The 15,245-nt window shown below is 62.1% G+C and carries 15 protein-coding genes; 4 read left to right on the top strand and 11 right to left on the bottom strand.

The window, feature by feature from the left end; genetic code table 11:
- Nucleotides 1–170 precede the first annotated feature (170 nt).
- The 4 genes from L6418_RS09050 to L6418_RS09065 are packed head-to-tail and all read left to right on the top strand — an operon-like array spanning nucleotide 171 to nucleotide 3,749.
- Nucleotides 171–1,091 carry a branched-chain amino acid transaminase gene (locus L6418_RS09050; protein ID WP_237246600.1) on the top strand — a complete coding sequence of 307 codons (921 nt, stop codon included), beginning with the start codon at nucleotides 171–173 and terminating at the stop codon, nucleotides 1,089–1,091.
- Between the two features lie 23 nt (nucleotides 1,092–1,114).
- Nucleotides 1,115–1,315: a zinc-finger domain-containing protein gene (locus L6418_RS09055; protein ID WP_237246601.1), complete on the top strand. Its 201-nt coding sequence runs from the start codon at nucleotides 1,115–1,117 to the stop codon at nucleotides 1,313–1,315.
- 37 nt (nucleotides 1,316–1,352) lie between these two features.
- A complete protein-coding gene (gene waaF, locus L6418_RS09060; protein WP_237246602.1) occupies nucleotides 1,353–2,366 on the top strand; it encodes a lipopolysaccharide heptosyltransferase II in 1,014 nt (337 codons plus the stop codon).
- 6 nt (nucleotides 2,367–2,372) lie between these two features.
- Nucleotides 2,373–3,749: a phosphomannomutase/phosphoglucomutase gene (locus L6418_RS09065; RefSeq protein ID WP_237246603.1), complete on the top strand. Its 1,377-nt coding sequence runs from the start codon at nucleotides 2,373–2,375 to the stop codon at nucleotides 3,747–3,749.
- Nucleotides 3,750–3,815: 66 nt separating this feature from the next.
- Here L6418_RS09065 and L6418_RS09070 read toward each other — a convergent pair whose 3' ends face one another.
- The 11 genes from L6418_RS09070 to folC form a co-directional block, all read right to left on the bottom strand.
- Nucleotides 3,816–4,274, bottom strand: coding sequence for a response regulator (locus L6418_RS09070; protein ID WP_237246604.1), 459 nt, complete (start codon nucleotides 4,272–4,274; stop codon nucleotides 3,816–3,818).
- A 154-nt stretch (nucleotides 4,275–4,428) separates the two neighbouring features.
- Entirely contained in the window at nucleotides 4,429–7,050 is a 2,622-nt protein-coding gene (gene alaS, locus L6418_RS09075; RefSeq protein ID WP_237246605.1) for an alanine--tRNA ligase, read from the bottom strand.
- 86 nt (nucleotides 7,051–7,136) lie between these two features.
- Entirely contained in the window at nucleotides 7,137–7,610 is a 474-nt protein-coding gene (gene recX, locus L6418_RS09080; protein ID WP_237246606.1) for a recombination regulator RecX, read from the bottom strand.
- The gene (recA, locus tag L6418_RS09085) at nucleotides 7,588–8,613 is read right to left on the bottom strand and encodes a recombinase RecA (RefSeq protein WP_237246607.1); all 1,026 of its coding nucleotides are present in this window, start codon (nucleotides 8,611–8,613) and stop codon (nucleotides 7,588–7,590) included. Before recA ends, recX begins: the two co-directional genes overlap by 23 nt.
- A gap of 84 nt (nucleotides 8,614–8,697) precedes the next feature.
- The gene (locus L6418_RS09090; RefSeq protein WP_237246608.1) at nucleotides 8,698–9,189 is read right to left on the bottom strand and encodes a CinA family protein; all 492 of its coding nucleotides are present in this window, start codon (nucleotides 9,187–9,189) and stop codon (nucleotides 8,698–8,700) included.
- Nucleotides 9,190–9,191: 2 nt separating this feature from the next.
- A complete protein-coding gene (locus L6418_RS09095) occupies nucleotides 9,192–10,361 on the bottom strand; it encodes an O-succinylhomoserine sulfhydrylase (protein WP_237246609.1) in 1,170 nt (389 codons plus the stop codon).
- A 2-nt stretch (nucleotides 10,362–10,363) separates the two neighbouring features.
- Nucleotides 10,364–10,984, bottom strand: a complete 621-nt coding sequence (locus tag L6418_RS09100; protein ID WP_237246610.1) for an FMN-binding negative transcriptional regulator — start codon at nucleotides 10,982–10,984, stop codon at nucleotides 10,364–10,366.
- A 236-nt stretch (nucleotides 10,985–11,220) separates the two neighbouring features.
- Nucleotides 11,221–12,747 (bottom strand): amidophosphoribosyltransferase, encoded by a 1,527-nt coding sequence (purF, locus tag L6418_RS09105; RefSeq protein WP_237246611.1) that lies wholly within the window; start codon nucleotides 12,745–12,747, stop codon nucleotides 11,221–11,223.
- 34 nt (nucleotides 12,748–12,781) lie between these two features.
- Complete coding sequence (locus L6418_RS09110) at nucleotides 12,782–13,261, bottom strand: CvpA family protein (protein ID WP_237246612.1); 480 nt, start codon at nucleotides 13,259–13,261, stop codon at nucleotides 12,782–12,784.
- Nucleotides 13,262–13,270: 9 nt separating this feature from the next.
- A complete protein-coding gene (locus L6418_RS09115) occupies nucleotides 13,271–13,957 on the bottom strand; it encodes an SPOR domain-containing protein (RefSeq protein ID WP_237246613.1) in 687 nt (228 codons plus the stop codon).
- An 18-nt stretch (nucleotides 13,958–13,975) separates the two neighbouring features.
- A complete protein-coding gene (gene folC / locus L6418_RS09120) occupies nucleotides 13,976–15,241 on the bottom strand; it encodes a bifunctional tetrahydrofolate synthase/dihydrofolate synthase (protein ID WP_237246614.1) in 1,266 nt (421 codons plus the stop codon).
- Nucleotides 15,242–15,245: the final 4 nt, after the last annotated feature.

The raw sequence follows: 15,245 nt of genomic DNA on the forward strand, positions 1-15,245 counted from the left end.
CCTAATTGCTCCTTGCCCCGCATAAGCGATGATTACATGATACGGCGACAAAAGGAATACACCCGCAGGGTTCCGCCCGGCCGCCACCCCATAGCCCGCCCTTCATAATCTGCGCAGAAACGGCTAGAATCGCGCTTTCGCAACAATCATACGAAACTAAGGAAATCACCATGTCCATGTCCGACCGCGACGGCTTCATCTGGTACGACGGCAAGCTCGTTCCCTGGCGCGAAGCCACCACCCACGTGCTCACCCATACCCTGCATTACGGCATGGGGGTGTTCGAGGGCGTGCGGGCATACAAAACCACGCAGGGAACCGCGATATTCCGCCTGCAGGAGCATACCGACCGCCTGTTCAACTCGGCCTCCATCTTCAAGATGAAGATGCCGTACGACAAGGCCACATTGATGGCAGCCCAGAAGGAAGTGGTCCGCGCCAACAAGCTGGAATCCTGTTACATTCGCCCAATCGTGTTCTTCGGTTCCGAAGCGATGGGTATCGCCGCGACCACGCTGTCGGTGCATGTCGCCATCGCGGCCTGGCCGTGGGGCGCCTATCTGGGCGAAGAAGGGATGGCCAAGGGCATCCGCGTGAAGACTTCCAGCTTCACCCGCCATCATGTGAACATCAACATGTGCCGTGCCAAATCGGTCGGTTCCTACAGCAACTCCATCCTGGCCCACCAGGAAGTGGCGCACGACGGCTACGACGAAGCCCTGCTGCTCGACCCCGAAGGCTACGTGGCCGAAGGCGCCGGCGAAAACCTGTTCATCGTCAAGAAGGGCAAGCTCTACACGCCAGACCTGACTTCCTGCCTGGAAGGCATCACGCGCGATTCCATCATCACGCTGGCCAAGGACATGGGGCTGGAACTGATCGAGAAGCGCATCACGCGCGACGAAGTGTATTGTTCCGATGAGGCGTTCTTCACCGGCACGGCCGCGGAAGTCACGCCGATCCGCGAACTGGACACCCGCACCATCGGCATCGGCTCGCGCGGCCCGATCACCACCAAGCTGCAGGCCTCGTTCTTCGACATCGTCGCAGGCAAGAATGCCAAGTACGCCGATTGGCTGGCACACGTATAACGACGCAATACCCAGGGGGAAGCATGTCCAACGAAAACACCACGCAGCGTTACGTCGAAATCACGGCCGAAGCGCTGCCCCTGTTCTGTCCGACCCCGGCGGTCAATCTGTGGAGCGCGCACCCCAGGATCGCCATCCCGGTGGAAAAACTGGGCGAGGCGCGCTGCCCCTATTGCGGCACGCTGTACAAGTTCAAGGGCGAACTCCCGCACGGCCATCATTGACGCGTAGCGCCCTCCCCGCCTGCGGCCGCCACCACACGTGAACAAACTCCTCATCATCGCCCCGAGCTGGGTAGGCGACTGCATGCTGATGCAGCCCATGCTGCACCGCCTGCAGCAGCGCCACCACGGCGCCAGCATCGATGTGCTGGCACCGCCGTGGACGGAAAAACTGCTGCGGCAGATGCCCGAGGTCCATGATGTGGTCATCAACCCTTTCCCGCATGGCGCGCTCGACCTGTTCGCCCGCCGCCGCTTCGGGATGCAATTGCGCCAGGCCCGCTACGACCAGGCCATCGTGCTGCCCAACTCGTGGAAATCCGCGCTGGTCCCCTATTTCGCCGATATCCCCCTGCGCACCGGCTTCATCGGCGAGCAGCGCTACGGCCTGCTCAACGATGCGCGCAAGCTGGACAAGAACAAACTCCCCTTGATGGTGGAGCGCTTCGCGCAACTGGCCGAAACGCCGGGCGAAATGGTCGCGCATCCGCTGGCGGCACCGGAATTGAAGGTAGATGACATCCAGCGCGCACAGGCGCTGGCCAAGTTCGGGCTGACGCTGGATCAGCCGATCGCAGTATTCTGCCCGGGCGCGGAATACGGTCCGGCCAAACGCTGGCCCCCTCAATACTACGCCGAACTGGCGCAGAACCTGCGCACCCGGGGCTATGCCGTCTGGCTGATCGGCTCAGCCAAAGACAAGGAGGTCGCCGACAAGATCGTTGCGCTAGGCAACGAGCCATGCCTCAACCTGTGCGGGGTGACCGACCTAGCCGAGGCCATCGCGCTGTTATCCTGCGCCGATCTGGTGGTCAGCAACGATTCCGGATTGATGCATATCGCCGCCGCACTCGACCGTCCGCTGCTCGCGATCTTCGGCTCCAGCAGCCCGCAGTTCACCCCGCCGCTGTCGGACCAGGCGCAGGTGCTGAAGCTGGACCTGCCGTGCAGCCCCTGCTTCAAACGCGAATGCCCGCTCGGCCATTTCAACTGCATGCTCAAGCTGACGCCCAAGGAAGTTGCGCGCCACATCCATATCCACCCCAAGAGATAGTCACCCATGGCTCACATCCCGAAAGAGATATTCAAGGCATACGACATACGCGGCATCGTCGGCAAATCGTTGACGGATGAGATCGTCGAAGCCATCGGCCACGCCCTCGGTACCGAGGCGCTTGCGCGCAAGCAGCACAGCATCGCCATCGGCCGCGACGGACGCCTGTCCGGCCCAGCCTTCGCCAAGGCGCTGGCGCGCGGCATCCAGAAGAGCGGCATCGACGTGATCGACGTCGGCATGGTCGCCACGCCGATGACCTACTTCGCCGCCTTCCAGCTCAAGACCGACTGCGCAGTGATGATCACCGGCAGCCACAACCCGCCCGATTACAACGGCCTGAAGATGGTGCTGGCCGGAGAAACCCTGTCCGGCGAGACCATCCAGAAACTGCGCCAGCGCATCGAGCAGGGCGACCTCGCGCACGGCAGCGGCAGCTACTCGCAATACGACATCGCTCCGGAATACATCGCGCGCATCGTCGGCGACATCAGGCTGGCTCGGCCGCTCAACATCACGGTGGACTGCGGCAACGGCGTGGCAGGCGACTTCGCCGCCAAACTGTACCGAGGCATCGGCTGCACCGTCACCGAAATGTTCTGCGAAGTGGACGGCAACTTCCCCAACCACCATCCCGACCCTTCCGATCCGCACAACCTGGAAGACCTGATTGGCGCCCTGCACAACAACGACAGCGAGCTGGGCCTGGCTTTCGACGGCGACGGCGACCGCCTCGGCGTGGTCACCAAGGACGGCAAGATCATCTTCCCCGACCGCCAGTTGATGCTGTTCGCCGCCGACGTGCTCTCGCGCAATCCGGGTGCGGAGGTCATCTTCGACGTGAAATCCACGCGCAACCTGTTCGCCTGGATACACGAACGCGGCGGCAAACCGACGCTGTGGAAGACCGGCCATTCGCTGGTGAAGGCCAAGATGAAGGAGACCGGCGCCCTGCTGGCCGGCGAGATGAGCGGACATGTGTTCTTCAAGGAGCGCTGGTACGGTTTCGACGACGGCCTGTATGCCGGCGCGCGGCTGCTGGAAATCCTGAGCAAGGTCGCCGACCCGAACGCCACGCTGAACGGACTGCCGGATGCGGTATGCACTCCGGAATTGCACATCCATACTGCGGAAGGCTTGAACCACACGCTGATCGCCCGGCTGCAGAAAGAAGCGCGCTTCACCGATGCGCGCGACATCATCACCATCGACGGATTGCGGGTGGAATATGCCGACGGTTTTGGCCTGATGCGTCCGTCCAACACCACGCCGGTGATCGTGCTGCGCTTCGAAGCGGACGACGCTGCCGCCCTGCAGCGCATCCAGGACGACTTCCGCCGCGTGCTGCTGGCCGCAGCACCGGATCTGCAGCTGCCGTTCTAGGCTTCCTGCCGCAAGGCATGGGATGGTCGGGTCGGCGGACGCCGGGAAAGCAGTTGCGCTATCGGCTCACACGCGTATGGATTGGGGGTGGTATTGCTGCAGCCCCTTGCCGCTCAACCAGCCCAGCTCGGACAGCTCGCGCAAGAGCTGGGTGAACTCGGCCAGGTTCTCCGGTTTTTTCACGAAGCTGTTGGCTCCGATCTGGTAGCTCAACACCACGTCGGCGGGATCGTGCAGTTCGGAGAATACGACGATAGGGACATCCTGCAGCCGCGATTCCATGCGCAATGTCCGCAATACGGCAAGACCGGCAAGCTTGGGCAGTTTCAGGTCGAGCAGGATCAGGCGGGGCATCGCATAACCGCGTTCGACGGTATCGGTCAGCCATTCCAGCGCTTCGGTCGCATCGCGCGCCACTGCGAGGTGCAACTCGTCCTGGCAGCCTGCCACCGCCTGCTGAATCAAGAGAACTTCGGCTTCCCCGTCTTCGACCAGTAGTATCGTCTCGTTCGCTTGTCTGAGCATCGTCCGCTTCACTCTCAAAATAATTGGAAACGATGCAGCGCATACAACCTACCCTACAGCCATCTCCATCTCTGCACGAACACTACACCAGCAACGCAAGCCTTGGCAACCGAACCGGGGTGTAATTCGGCAGCTTTCGATGCAACCGCGGAAGCTACAGCTTCGCCTTCACCCAGCCCGGAACGGATGAAAGCGCTGCGGCCAGGTGTTCAGGCTGGGTGCCGCCAGCCTGTGCCATGTCCGGCCTGCCGCCGCCCTTGCCGCCGACCTGCTGGGCGACGAAGTTCACCAGTTCGCCGGCTTTCACCTTCGTGGTCTGGTCTGCGGTCACGCCTGCGATCAGGCTGACCTTGCCCTCGGTCACCGAAGCCAGCACGATGGCTGCGCTCTTAAGCTTGTCGCGCAGCTTGTCCATGGTCTCGCGCAGGGTGGCGACATCCGCACCATCCAGCTTGGCAGCCAGCACTTTCACGCCGTTGATATCCTGAGCCTGTGTGACCAGTTCGTCGCCCTGGGCGGAGGCGAGCTTCGATTTCAAGGCAGACAGTTCCTTTTCCAGCACCTTCACGTTATCCATGACCTGCGCCACGCGCGCTGCCGCTTCCTGCGGTTGCGCCTTCACCATATCAGCCACCAGCAGCAGCTGGTCCTGCTGCTGTTGCACCAACGCCAGTGCACCTTCGCCAGTCACTGCCTCGACGCGGCGCACGCCGGCGGCCACGCCGCTCTCGGCCACGATCTTGAACAGGCCGATGTCGCCGGTGCGTTTCACGTGCGTACCGCCACATAGTTCCTTGGAGCTGCCGATGGTCAGCACCCGCACTTCGTCACCATACTTCTCGCCGAACAGCATCATCGCGCCGGTTTTCTGCGCGTCCTCGATCTTCATCACCTGCGCCGTCGCATCTGCGTTGGCGAGGATCTCGGCATTGACGATGGCCTCCACCTTGCGGATCTCGGCGTCGGTCATCGGCTGCGTATGCGCAAAGTCGAAGCGGGTCTTGTCCGGGTCGACCTGCGAACCTTTCTGCTGTACATGCGCCCCCAGTACCTCGCGCAGCGCCTTGTGCATCAGGTGGGTGGCAGAGTGGTTGCGCACAGTACGGCTGCGCGCGACGACATCCACCCTGGCGGTGACGCCGTTACCCACAGTGAGTTTGCCGGTCGTTACCACGCCGTGATGCCCGAACACGGCAGCCTGGATCTTCTGCGTGTCTTCCACCGTGAAGATGCCGTGCGTGGAGCGCAATTCGCCGCGGTCGCCCACCTGGCCGCCGGACTCGGCATAAAACGGTGTGTCGTCCAGCACCACCACGCCCATCTCGCCTTCGCCCAGTTCGTTCACCGCCACGCCGTCCTTGTACAAGGCGAGGATGTTGCCCTTGTGTTCCAGCGTGTCGTAGCCGTGAAAAGTCGTCGCCGCGCCCGCATAATCGAGGTTTGCCGCCATCTTGAACTTGCCTGCAGCGCGCGCCTGCTCTTTCTGCCGAACCATCGCGACGTTGAAGGCCACATCATCTACAGACACCCCGCGCTCGCGGCAGACATCGGCAGTCAGGTCAAGCGGAAAACCGTAGGTGTCGTGCAGCTTGAACGCGGTTTCGCCATTGAAAGTCTTGCTGCCGGTTTTTTCCATCTCGGCCAGATCGGCTTCGAGGATCGCCATGCCGTGCTCGATGGTGGCGAAGAAGCGTTCCTCTTCCTGTTTGAGGATGTCCATCACGCGCACCTGGCCGGCGGTCAGTTCGGGATAGGCCGCCCCCATCTGCTCCACCAGGTCGGGCACCATCTTGTGGAAGAACGCCTCGCGAGCACCCAGCTTGTAGCCGTGGCGGATGGCACGGCGGATGATGCGGCGCAGTACGTAGCCGCGTCCCTCGTTGCCGGGGATCACGCCGTCGGCGATGAGGAAGGAACAGGCGCGGATATGGTCGGCCAGCACGCGCAGGCTGGGCTGGTCGAGGTTGCTCTGGTTGGTCTCGCGCGCCGCAGCCTTGATCAGCGCCTGGAACAGGTCGATCTCGTAGTTGGCATGCACGCCTTGCAGCACGGCTGAGATGCGTTCCAGCCCCATGCCGGTATCGACTGAAGGCTTGGGCAGCGGATGCATCACGCCGGCTTCGTCGCGGTTGAACTGCATGAACACGTTGTTCCAGATCTCGATGAAGCGGTCGCCGTCTTCACCCGGGCTGCCGGGAGGACCGCCGGGGATGTGCTCGCCGTGGTCGTAGAAAATCTCGGTACAGGGACCACAGGGGCCGGTGTCCCCCATCATCCAGAAGTTGTCGGAGGCATAACGCGCACCCTTGTTGTCGCCGATGCGGATCACGCGCTCGGCGGGCACACCGACCTCCTTGGTCCAGATGTCGTAGGCCTCGTCGTCCTCGGCATACACGGTGACGGTGAGCTTGTCCTTGGGCAGCTTGAACACCACCGTGAGCAGTTCCCACGCATAGTTGATGGCATCGCGCTTGAAATAGTCGCCGAAACTGAAGTTGCCCAGCATCTCGAAGAAGGTATGGTGGCGGGCAGTGTAGCCGACGTTCTCCAGGTCGTTGTGCTTGCCGCCGGCGCGCACGCATTTCTGCGACGTCGTCGCCCGGGTATACGGGCGCTTGTCGAAACCGAGGAACACATCCTTGAACTGGTTCATCCCGGCATTGGTGAACAGCAGCGTCGGGTCGTCATGCGGAACCAGCGAGCTGGAAGAAACGATGGTATGGCCTTTGGAGGCAAAATATTCCAGGAATTTCTGGCGGATTTCACTGCTTTTCATCGATGCACCTTGAACTCTGAAGTCACGTTCCAGACTGGCTGGACAAGGCGCGCATCATACCATCTGGCGCCGCCGTTCGGGCATCGTCAGTCCTCGCCAGCCTCCATCCCGGGAGCTTGCTTGAGCACCTTCAGCGTCACATCGATGGAAAACCCGCGCGATTGCAGAAAACGTATCTGCCGTGCCTTTTCCCTGGCGTCCTGCGGCAGGGTACCGAACTTTCGCTGCCAGACTTCGCGGGCGGCCTCCAGTTCGGTTTCCTTCAGCTGGGGGATGGCATCGGCGATGAGGTTCTCGGCGATGCCTTTCTGACGCAGCTCATGCGCGATGCGCTGGGTGCCGAAACGGCCGCGTTTGCTATCTACCAGCAAGGTGGCCGCGCGTGCGTCGGAGAGCCAGTTCTTTTTCTCCAGCTCGTCCAGCACGGCTCCCAGGTCCTCGCCTTCCTGCACATACGGCAACAGCTTGCCGTGCAGCTCGGCACGGCTATGTTCGCGCCGCGCCAGATACCGCATGGCGCGCACGCGCAGGCTGAGTTCAGGCTTCTTCTGCGACTTCACTTGTGCCCAGGGCGGCGACACCGACCGCCGCACGCACCTTGTTCTCGATCTCCGCAGCGATGTCCGGGTTGCCCTTGAGGAACTCGCGCGCATTATCCTTGCCCTGGCCGATCTTCTCGCCGTTATAGGCATACCAAGCGCCCGATTTCTCGACGATCTTGTGCAGCACGCCCAGTTCGATGATCTCGCCCTCGCGCGAGATGCCTTCGCCGTAGAGGATATCGAAGTTGGCTTCCTTGAACGGGGGGGCGACCTTGTTCTTGACCACCTTGACGCGGGTCTCGTTGCCGATGACCTCATCGCCTTTCTTGATCGCGCCGGTACGGCGGATGTCCATGCGCACGGAGGCGTAAAATTTGAGCGCGTTGCCGCCGGTGGTGGTCTCGGGGTTGCCGAACATCACGCCGATCTTCATGCGGATCTGGTTGATGAAGATGACCATGGTGTTGGAGCGGTTGATGTTTGCGGTGAGCTTGCGCAACGCCTGCGACATCAGGCGGGCGTGCAGGCCCATCTGGGCATCGCCCATCTCGCCTTCGATCTCGGCCTTGGGCGTCAGCGCGGCAACGGAGTCGACCACCACCACGTCCACGGAACCGGAACGCACCAGCATGTCGACGATCTCCAGCGCCTGTTCGCCGTTGTCAGGCTGCGAAATCAGCAGGTCTTCGACCTTCACGCCCAGCTTCCTGGCGTATTGCGGATCGAGCGCATGTTCCGCGTCGATGAAGGCGGCAGTGCCGCCCATCTTTTGCATCTCGGCGATGACTTGCAGAGTAAGCGTGGTTTTGCCGGAGGATTCCGGGCCGTAGATTTCGATCACGCGGCCGCGCGGCAGGCCGCCGACGCCCAGTGCGATGTCCAGCCCCAGCGAGCCGGTCGAAACGACCTGGATGTCCTTGCCGACTTCGCTCTCGCCCAGGCGCATGATGGAGCCCTTGCCGAACTGTTTTTCGATCTGGCTCAGTGCCGCGGCGAGTGCCTTGCTTTTGTTGTCGTCCATTTTGTGTGCCCTTTCAAAAATTCGATGGGGCGGATTGTGGCACAACAATTCGGAGTTGTACAGAACGTTCGTTCTCTTTGTGAGCTAGGCTGTTTTTACATGGTTATTCAAAATGTTAAGCACACCGCGCAAGGCGATCTCAACTGATTGCTCGCGTATCGCAGCACGGTCGCCCTTCAAATTATGCAGGCGTGCATGCACCTCGCCGTCGCGCAAGGCCCAGCCGAACCACACGGTGCCGACGGGCTTCTCCGGTGTGCCGCCGGCAGGTCCGGCAACTCCGCTCACCGCTACTGCGATATGCGCATGGCTATGCTGCAATGCGCCCGCCGCCATCTCGCGCACCGTGGCTTCGGACACTGCGCCATGCGCATCCAGTGTGGACTGTCGCACGCCCAGCATCTCGACCTTGGCAGCATTGGCATAGGTGACGAAGCCTCGCTCGAACCACGACGAACTGCCAGAGATGGCGGTGACCGCCTCGGCGATGCCGCCGCCGGTGCAGGACTCCGCCGTCGCCAGCATCATGCCGTGCAGCTTGAGCGCCGCGCCGACCTGTTCTGCCAGGCTGGTCACGTTTACAGCCCGCGCGCCAGATCGTTCTGGATATCGACGACCGCTTCCAGACCGACCGCGATGCGGATCAGGCCATCGCCGATGCCCGCTGCCGCACGTGCTTCCGGCGTGATGCGCGCATGGGTGGTGGTGGCCGGATGCGTGATGGTGGATTTGGTATCGCCCAGGTTCGCGGTGATGGAGAGCAGCCGGGTGCTGTCGATCACGCGCCAGGCTGCCGCCTTGCCGCCCTTCACCTCGAACGCGACGATGCCGCCGCCAGTCTTCTGCTGCTTCATCGCCAATGCATGCTGCGGATGCGACGCCAAGCCGGGATAGAACACGCGCGCCACATTGGGCTGTCGCTCCAGCCATTGCGCCAGTTGCAATGCATTGGCACTGTGCGCTTCCATGCGCAGCTTGAGCGTCTCGATGCCCTTCAGGAACACCCATGCATTGAACGCGCTCATGGTTGGGCCGGTGGTGCGCAGGAAACCATACACCGGCTCCATCAACTTCCTGCTGCCCAGCACCGCGCCGCCCAGCACGCGGCCCTGGCCGTCGATGTACTTGGTGGCGGAATGGATCACGATGTCCGCCCCCAGTTCCAGCGGACGCTGCAGGATGGGCGTGCAAAAGCAGTTGTCGACCGCCAGCGGTGCCCCGCATGCTTTTGCCACGGCAGCAATGGCCGCGATGTCGGACACTTCGGTGAGCGGATTGGAGGGCGTCTCCAGGAACAACAGTTTCGTGTTCGGACGCACTGCCGCTTGCCATTCACGCACATCGGTGGCGGAAACGAAGGTCGTCTCCACGCCGAATTTTTTCAGCACGGTATTGAACAGGTTCACCGTTGAACCGAAGATGCTCTGCGATGCGATGACGTGATCGCCCGCTTTCAGCAGGCCCATGCAGCACGCCAAGATGGCGGACATGCCGGATGCCGTCGCCACGCATTGCTCGGCGCCTTCCAGCGCGGCCAGGCGCTGCTCGAACATGGTGACGGTGGGATTGGTGAAACGCGAATAGATGTTGCCCGGCTCTTCGCCGATGAAGCGCTTGGCCGCCTGCTCCGCGCTGTCGAAGGTGAAACTGGAAGTGAGGAACAAGGCTTCGCTGTGTTCGTGGAACTGGCTTTGTACGCCGCCGGCGCGCAACGCCAGCGTTTCCGGTTGGTAGTTTTCTTCCGACATTTTCATTTCCTTTCTAGATCAAGACTCATCCGCTGAGCGATTTCCCTGCCATGCGTGCTTTGCGACAGCTGCGCGATCACATTGCGCCTGTCCTGCTCCGATCGATTCTGGCTCAGCTTGAATTTGCCTTCGATGCGCCCCAGCCTGATCTCGAAGCCGACAATGGCGCCCAGCGTACGCTCCCGCATCGACTCGGACAGCTGCAGTTTCCAGGGCGGATCGAACGCCTGCTCATGTTCATCCACCAATTGGTGCAGGGCGCCCGCCAATTCGTCCTGCGGCAGGATGCGCGCCGAACCATAGGCGTGAACGGCCATGAAATTCCAGGTCGGCACCACCATCGGGTTGGGGACATACCATGCCGGCGAGACATAGGCATGCGGTCCCTGGAACATCACCAGCGCCTCAGCCCCTGCCGCCAGGTCCTGCCATTGCGGATTGCCGCGCGCCAGATGCCCGAACACTGCGCCATACGGTCCGATGGCGGCATCCAGGAACATCGGCAGATGGCTGGCGAACGGTGCGCCGTCATGCTGGGTGACCAGTGTGGCAAAACTGTGCTGGCGCATGAACGCATGCAGCGTGGTCAAGTCGGCTTCGGCAAAGTGCTCAGGAACATACATACCGCACCCCCAAGAAAAAACCCGGAAAGCTTAGCGCTAAACCGGGTTTCCCTCGCTTTAGCTGAATTTGTAACGCGCCCGCAAGCTGTTCCTCAAATCGGCGCAGACGGAAATTAACACCCATCCATGAAGCCGTCAATCGCAGGGCAACATTCCGGCTTCAATGCCAGGACGGCAACGAGTAAACGACGCCGGCACGGCGGGGAACGAGATTGACCGAGGCGCTGGATGCGAAATCACATCGAACTGACGGACATCGCCAGATCGAGCTCCATCTGGTCGTCATCCACCGGCTTGTTGGCCTTGCCGCCGGCGCGCGCCGCTTCGACACGATCCAGGTATTCGTCTGTGATATCGCCCGTGATGTATTCGCCATCGAAACAGGAACAGTCGAATTTCGCGATCTTCGGGTTGCACTTATGCACCGCCGCTTTCAGGTCATCAAGGTCCTGGTAGATGATGCGGTCGGCGCTGATCTCGCGGCAGATCTCCTCATCGCTGCGGCCGGTGGCGATGAGTTCCTTGCGGCTGGGCATGTCGATGCCGTAAACGTTGGGGAACTTGACGGGAGGGGCGGCGGAAGCGAAATACACCTTGCGCGCGCCGGCGTCGCGCGCCATCTGCACGATCTCGCGGCTGGTGGTGCCGCGCACGATGGAGTCGTCCACCAGCAGCACATTCTTGCCCTTGAACTCGAGGCCGATCGCGTTGAGCTTCTGGCGCACCGATTTCTTGCGCATGGCCTGCCCTGGCATGATGAAGGTACGGCCGATGTAGCGGTTCTTCACAAAGCCTTCGCGGAACGGGATGCCGAGGCGGTTGGCCATCTGCAGTGCGCTGGGGCGGCTGGAATCAGGGATCGGGATCACCACGTCGATATCGTGATCTGGCCACACGCGCTGCAGCTTGTCGGCCAGATACTCACCCATGTTGAGGCGCGTCTCGTACACCGAGATGCCATCGATCACCGAGTCCGGGCGGGCGAAATAGACGTATTCGAAGATGCAGGGGTTCAACTCGTGCTGCTCGGCGCATTGCTGGCTGTGGAAGTTGCCATCGAGGTCGATGAACACCGCCTCACCCGGTGCGATGTCGCGCAGGAACTTGAAGCCCAGCGTATCCAGCGCCACACTCTCGGAAGCGACCAGGTATTCCACGCCCTTGTCGGCCTGGTTGCTGCCCACCACCAAGGGGCGGATGCCGTGCGTATCGCGGAAGGCCAGCAGGCCGTACCCCGAGATCATCGCCACCACGGCATAGGCGCCGCGGCAGCGGCGATGCACGGCAGAGACCGCAGCGAAGATGGTCTTGGGGTCGAGGCGATAGTTGGTCGCCTTGGCTTGCAGTTCGTGCGCCAGCACGTTGAGCAACACTTCCGAGTCGGAGTTGGTGTTCACATGGCGCATGTCCTCGAGGAACAATTCCTTCTGCAATTGCGCGGTATTGGTGAGGTTGCCGTTGTGCCCCAGCACCAGCCCGAACGGGGAATTCACGTAGAACGGCTGTGCCTCGTTGTGGTCGACCGCCGAACCCGCAGTTGGATAGCGCACATGGGCGATGCCGGCATTCCCCTTGAGTGCGCGCATGTTGCGGGTACGGAACACGTCATGCGCTAGGCCGTTGCCCTTGTGCAGGTGAAAGGTATTGCGTTCCAGCGTGGCAATGCCGGCCGCATCCTGGCCGCGATGCTGCAACACTTGCAATCCGTCATACAGCAACTGATTGACGGGGCTTTGCGCGACGACACCTAGAATCCCACACATATTCTTTTCTGCTTCCCAGTTGAGGTTGATCTGTCTATTTCCGTGCCGCGTTTTCCGGCAAGTAGTCCTTGGCGTATAGCGCCATCTCCTGCAACGGCTTGCTGGTCAGCGCATTGCGCCAGAACGGCAACTGCGGCAGGTCGGTCAACCCACCAAGCCACACCAGCGCGATCACCACCAGCCCGCCCCGGAGCATGCCGAAGATCGCGCCAAACTTGCCGTCCATCCCCGCCAGGCCCGCGAACTTCGCCAATCTTGCCAGGAACCAGGCAAACAGGGCGCCGATGATCAGCGTCACGATGAACAATGCCGCGAACGCCGCAGCCGAACGGATGTTATCCGCACCGACTGCCGGCGGCACATACGGCAGCGCCTGTGCCGAATAGGTATGGGCCACGATGTACGCCGCCAGCCAGCCGATCAGCGAGAACAGTTCGTACATGAAGCCGCGCCACCAGCCCACCACTGCGGAAAGCACGATGATCGCAATGACCGCATAATCGAACGACGTCACGAGCGAACCTTATTCGAGGTTGACCACGTTGGAGTGCGTTCCCTGCGTTTCCAGCCTGTGCTGTACCTTTTCCGCGGCTTCTCGCGTCGGATAACTACCGACACGCACGCGCACCACGCTGCCCGCCTTTTCGGTATAGGCGTGATATCCCTGCTTGCTCAGCCTGGCCTGCAGGCCCCTGGCCGTATCGGCATTGGAGAATGCGCCCACCTGCACCGCCCAGCCCGACTTCGGCACTGCCGCGGCCTTGGCAGCCGGCTTGCTTTCCGGCTTCGGCTTGGCTGCAGGCCTGGCCTTGGGTTCGGCCTTGGGTTCGGCCTTCACTTCCGCCTTGGGTTTGCTCGCCACCGGTGCCGGAACAACCGGTTTTTCGACAGCTGGCTTCTCGGTGACTGCGGGGGTCAGCACCGCCGGAGCGCTGGTCGCCGCCGTCGCACTGGTCGCTACGGGAGCGGCCGCTGCGGCAGAGGCCATCTTGTCCAGTTCCGGCAAGTCGATCTTGGGCTGGAACTCGCCGGCACTGTCCTTGTTCGGGATGCGCAACTCGATGTCGTTGCCCGCAGATGGCGCCGGCTCCTTATCGAACACCACGGGCAGCAGGATCACGACCAGCAAGACCAGCGCCACTGCGCCGATCAAGCGGCGCCTGGTCTGCCGCATCAAACTGGATTCTTCTTCTGTCGTCTGTTTTGCCATTCCGCTCTACCCGGAAGATCAGGCGCAGCGCAAGCCACGCACCCGCATCACTTCCGCTACCGTATAAAATGATCCGAAGGCCGCGATTCTATCATTTTCGGATGCCCGGTTGCTGGCCTCATGCAGCGCATCGGCAATGGTCAGGCAGGCTTTAACCTCGCCACGAACCTGTGCATTTTGCAGCACCTGCGCCAGTTCGGCAGCTGTCGCCCCGCGTGGCGCATCGATCCCGGCGACCAGCCAGACATCGATCTGCGCATCCAGCGCACGCACCACCCCGGCCATATCCTTGTCCTTGAGCATGGCGAATACCGCAAAGGTCCTGGCGGGCGGCAGATCGCCCAGGTTCTGCGCCAGCGACCGCGCTGCATGCGGGTTATGCGCCACATCGAGGATCAATTGCGGCCTGCCGGGCACGAACTGGAAGCGGCCGGCAAGCTGCACCTCGACCAGCCCCCGGCGTACCGCCTCCATGCTCACCGGTAAACGGTCCTTCAGCGCATCCAGCGCCGCCAGCACGGCGCTGGCGTTATGCAGCTGGAACGCGCCGCGCAAGGCCGGATATGGCAATGCGTTGCGTGCAGCCGATCGGCTGCGGTAATCCCACTGCCCCTGGTGCGGCACGAACCCGAACTCGCTGCCGATGCTCCACAGCTGCGCGCCGATCTCCCGGGCCCGGGTACGCAGCGTCTGCGGCACATCGCTGTCTGCGCATATCGCCACGCGATCCCGGCGGAAGATGCCCGCCTTCTCGAACGCGATCTGTTCGCGCGTATCGCCCAGGTAGTCGGTATGGTCGATATCCACGCTGGCCACCACCGCACAATCCGCATCGAACACGTTCACCGCGTCCAGCCGCCCGCCCAGGCCGACTTCGAGCACGGCAACATCCACTTGATGGGAAATGAAACACTGCATGGCAGCCAGCGTGCCGAATTCGAAATAGGTCAGCGGGATATCGCCGCGCACCTGTTCGATCTGCGCGAACGATGCGCACAACTCGGCATCGCTCGCCTGTTGTTTGGCTATACGCACGCGCTCGTTGTACGCCAGCAGGTGCGGCGAGGTATAGCAGCCGACTCGGTATCCGGCCGCATGCAGGATGGCTTCCAGCATGGCGCACACCGAGCCCTTGCCGTTGGTGCCGCCGACCACGATGACGGGGAAGGCCGGCTGCAGATTCAATCGCTGCTTGACCTGCGCCACGCGATCCAGGCCGAGCGCGATGGTCTTGGGATGCAGGGATTCGAGATAGGTCAGCCAGTCGGCCAGGGTGTCGGGCATTTCA

This window comes from Sideroxyarcus emersonii (assembly GCF_021654335.1).
GTDB classification, from domain to species: Bacteria; Pseudomonadota; Gammaproteobacteria; order Burkholderiales; family Gallionellaceae; genus Sideroxyarcus; species Sideroxyarcus emersonii.

What these genes read in the sequence shown, in the direction of transcription:
- L6418_RS09050 (WP_237246600.1), top strand. Translation starts at nt 171, where the DNA reads ATGTCCATGTCCGACCGCGACGGCTTCATCTGGTACGACGGCAAGCTC.
- L6418_RS09055 (WP_237246601.1), top strand. Translation starts at nt 1,115, where the DNA reads ATGTCCAACGAAAACACCACGCAGCGTTACGTCGAAATCACGGCCGAA.
- L6418_RS09065 (WP_237246603.1), top strand. Translation starts at nt 2,373, where the DNA reads ATGGCTCACATCCCGAAAGAGATATTCAAGGCATACGACATACGCGGC.
- L6418_RS09070 (WP_237246604.1), bottom strand. Translation starts at nt 4,274, where the DNA reads ATGCTCAGACAAGCGAACGAGACGATACTACTGGTCGAAGACGGGGAA.
- alaS (WP_237246605.1), bottom strand. Translation starts at nt 7,050, where the DNA reads ATGAAAAGCAGTGAAATCCGCCAGAAATTCCTGGAATATTTTGCCTCC.
- recA (WP_237246607.1), bottom strand. Translation starts at nt 8,613, where the DNA reads ATGGACGACAACAAAAGCAAGGCACTCGCCGCGGCACTGAGCCAGATC.
- L6418_RS09095 (WP_237246609.1), bottom strand. Translation starts at nt 10,361, where the DNA reads ATGTCGGAAGAAAACTACCAACCGGAAACGCTGGCGTTGCGCGCCGGC.
- L6418_RS09100 (WP_237246610.1), bottom strand. Translation starts at nt 10,984, where the DNA reads ATGTATGTTCCTGAGCACTTTGCCGAAGCCGACTTGACCACGCTGCAT.
- purF (WP_237246611.1), bottom strand. Translation starts at nt 12,747, where the DNA reads ATGTGTGGGATTCTAGGTGTCGTCGCGCAAAGCCCCGTCAATCAGTTG.
- L6418_RS09115 (WP_237246613.1), bottom strand. Translation starts at nt 13,957, where the DNA reads ATGGCAAAACAGACGACAGAAGAAGAATCCAGTTTGATGCGGCAGACC.
- folC (WP_237246614.1), bottom strand. Translation starts at nt 15,241, where the DNA reads ATGCCCGACACCCTGGCCGACTGGCTGACCTATCTCGAATCCCTGCAT.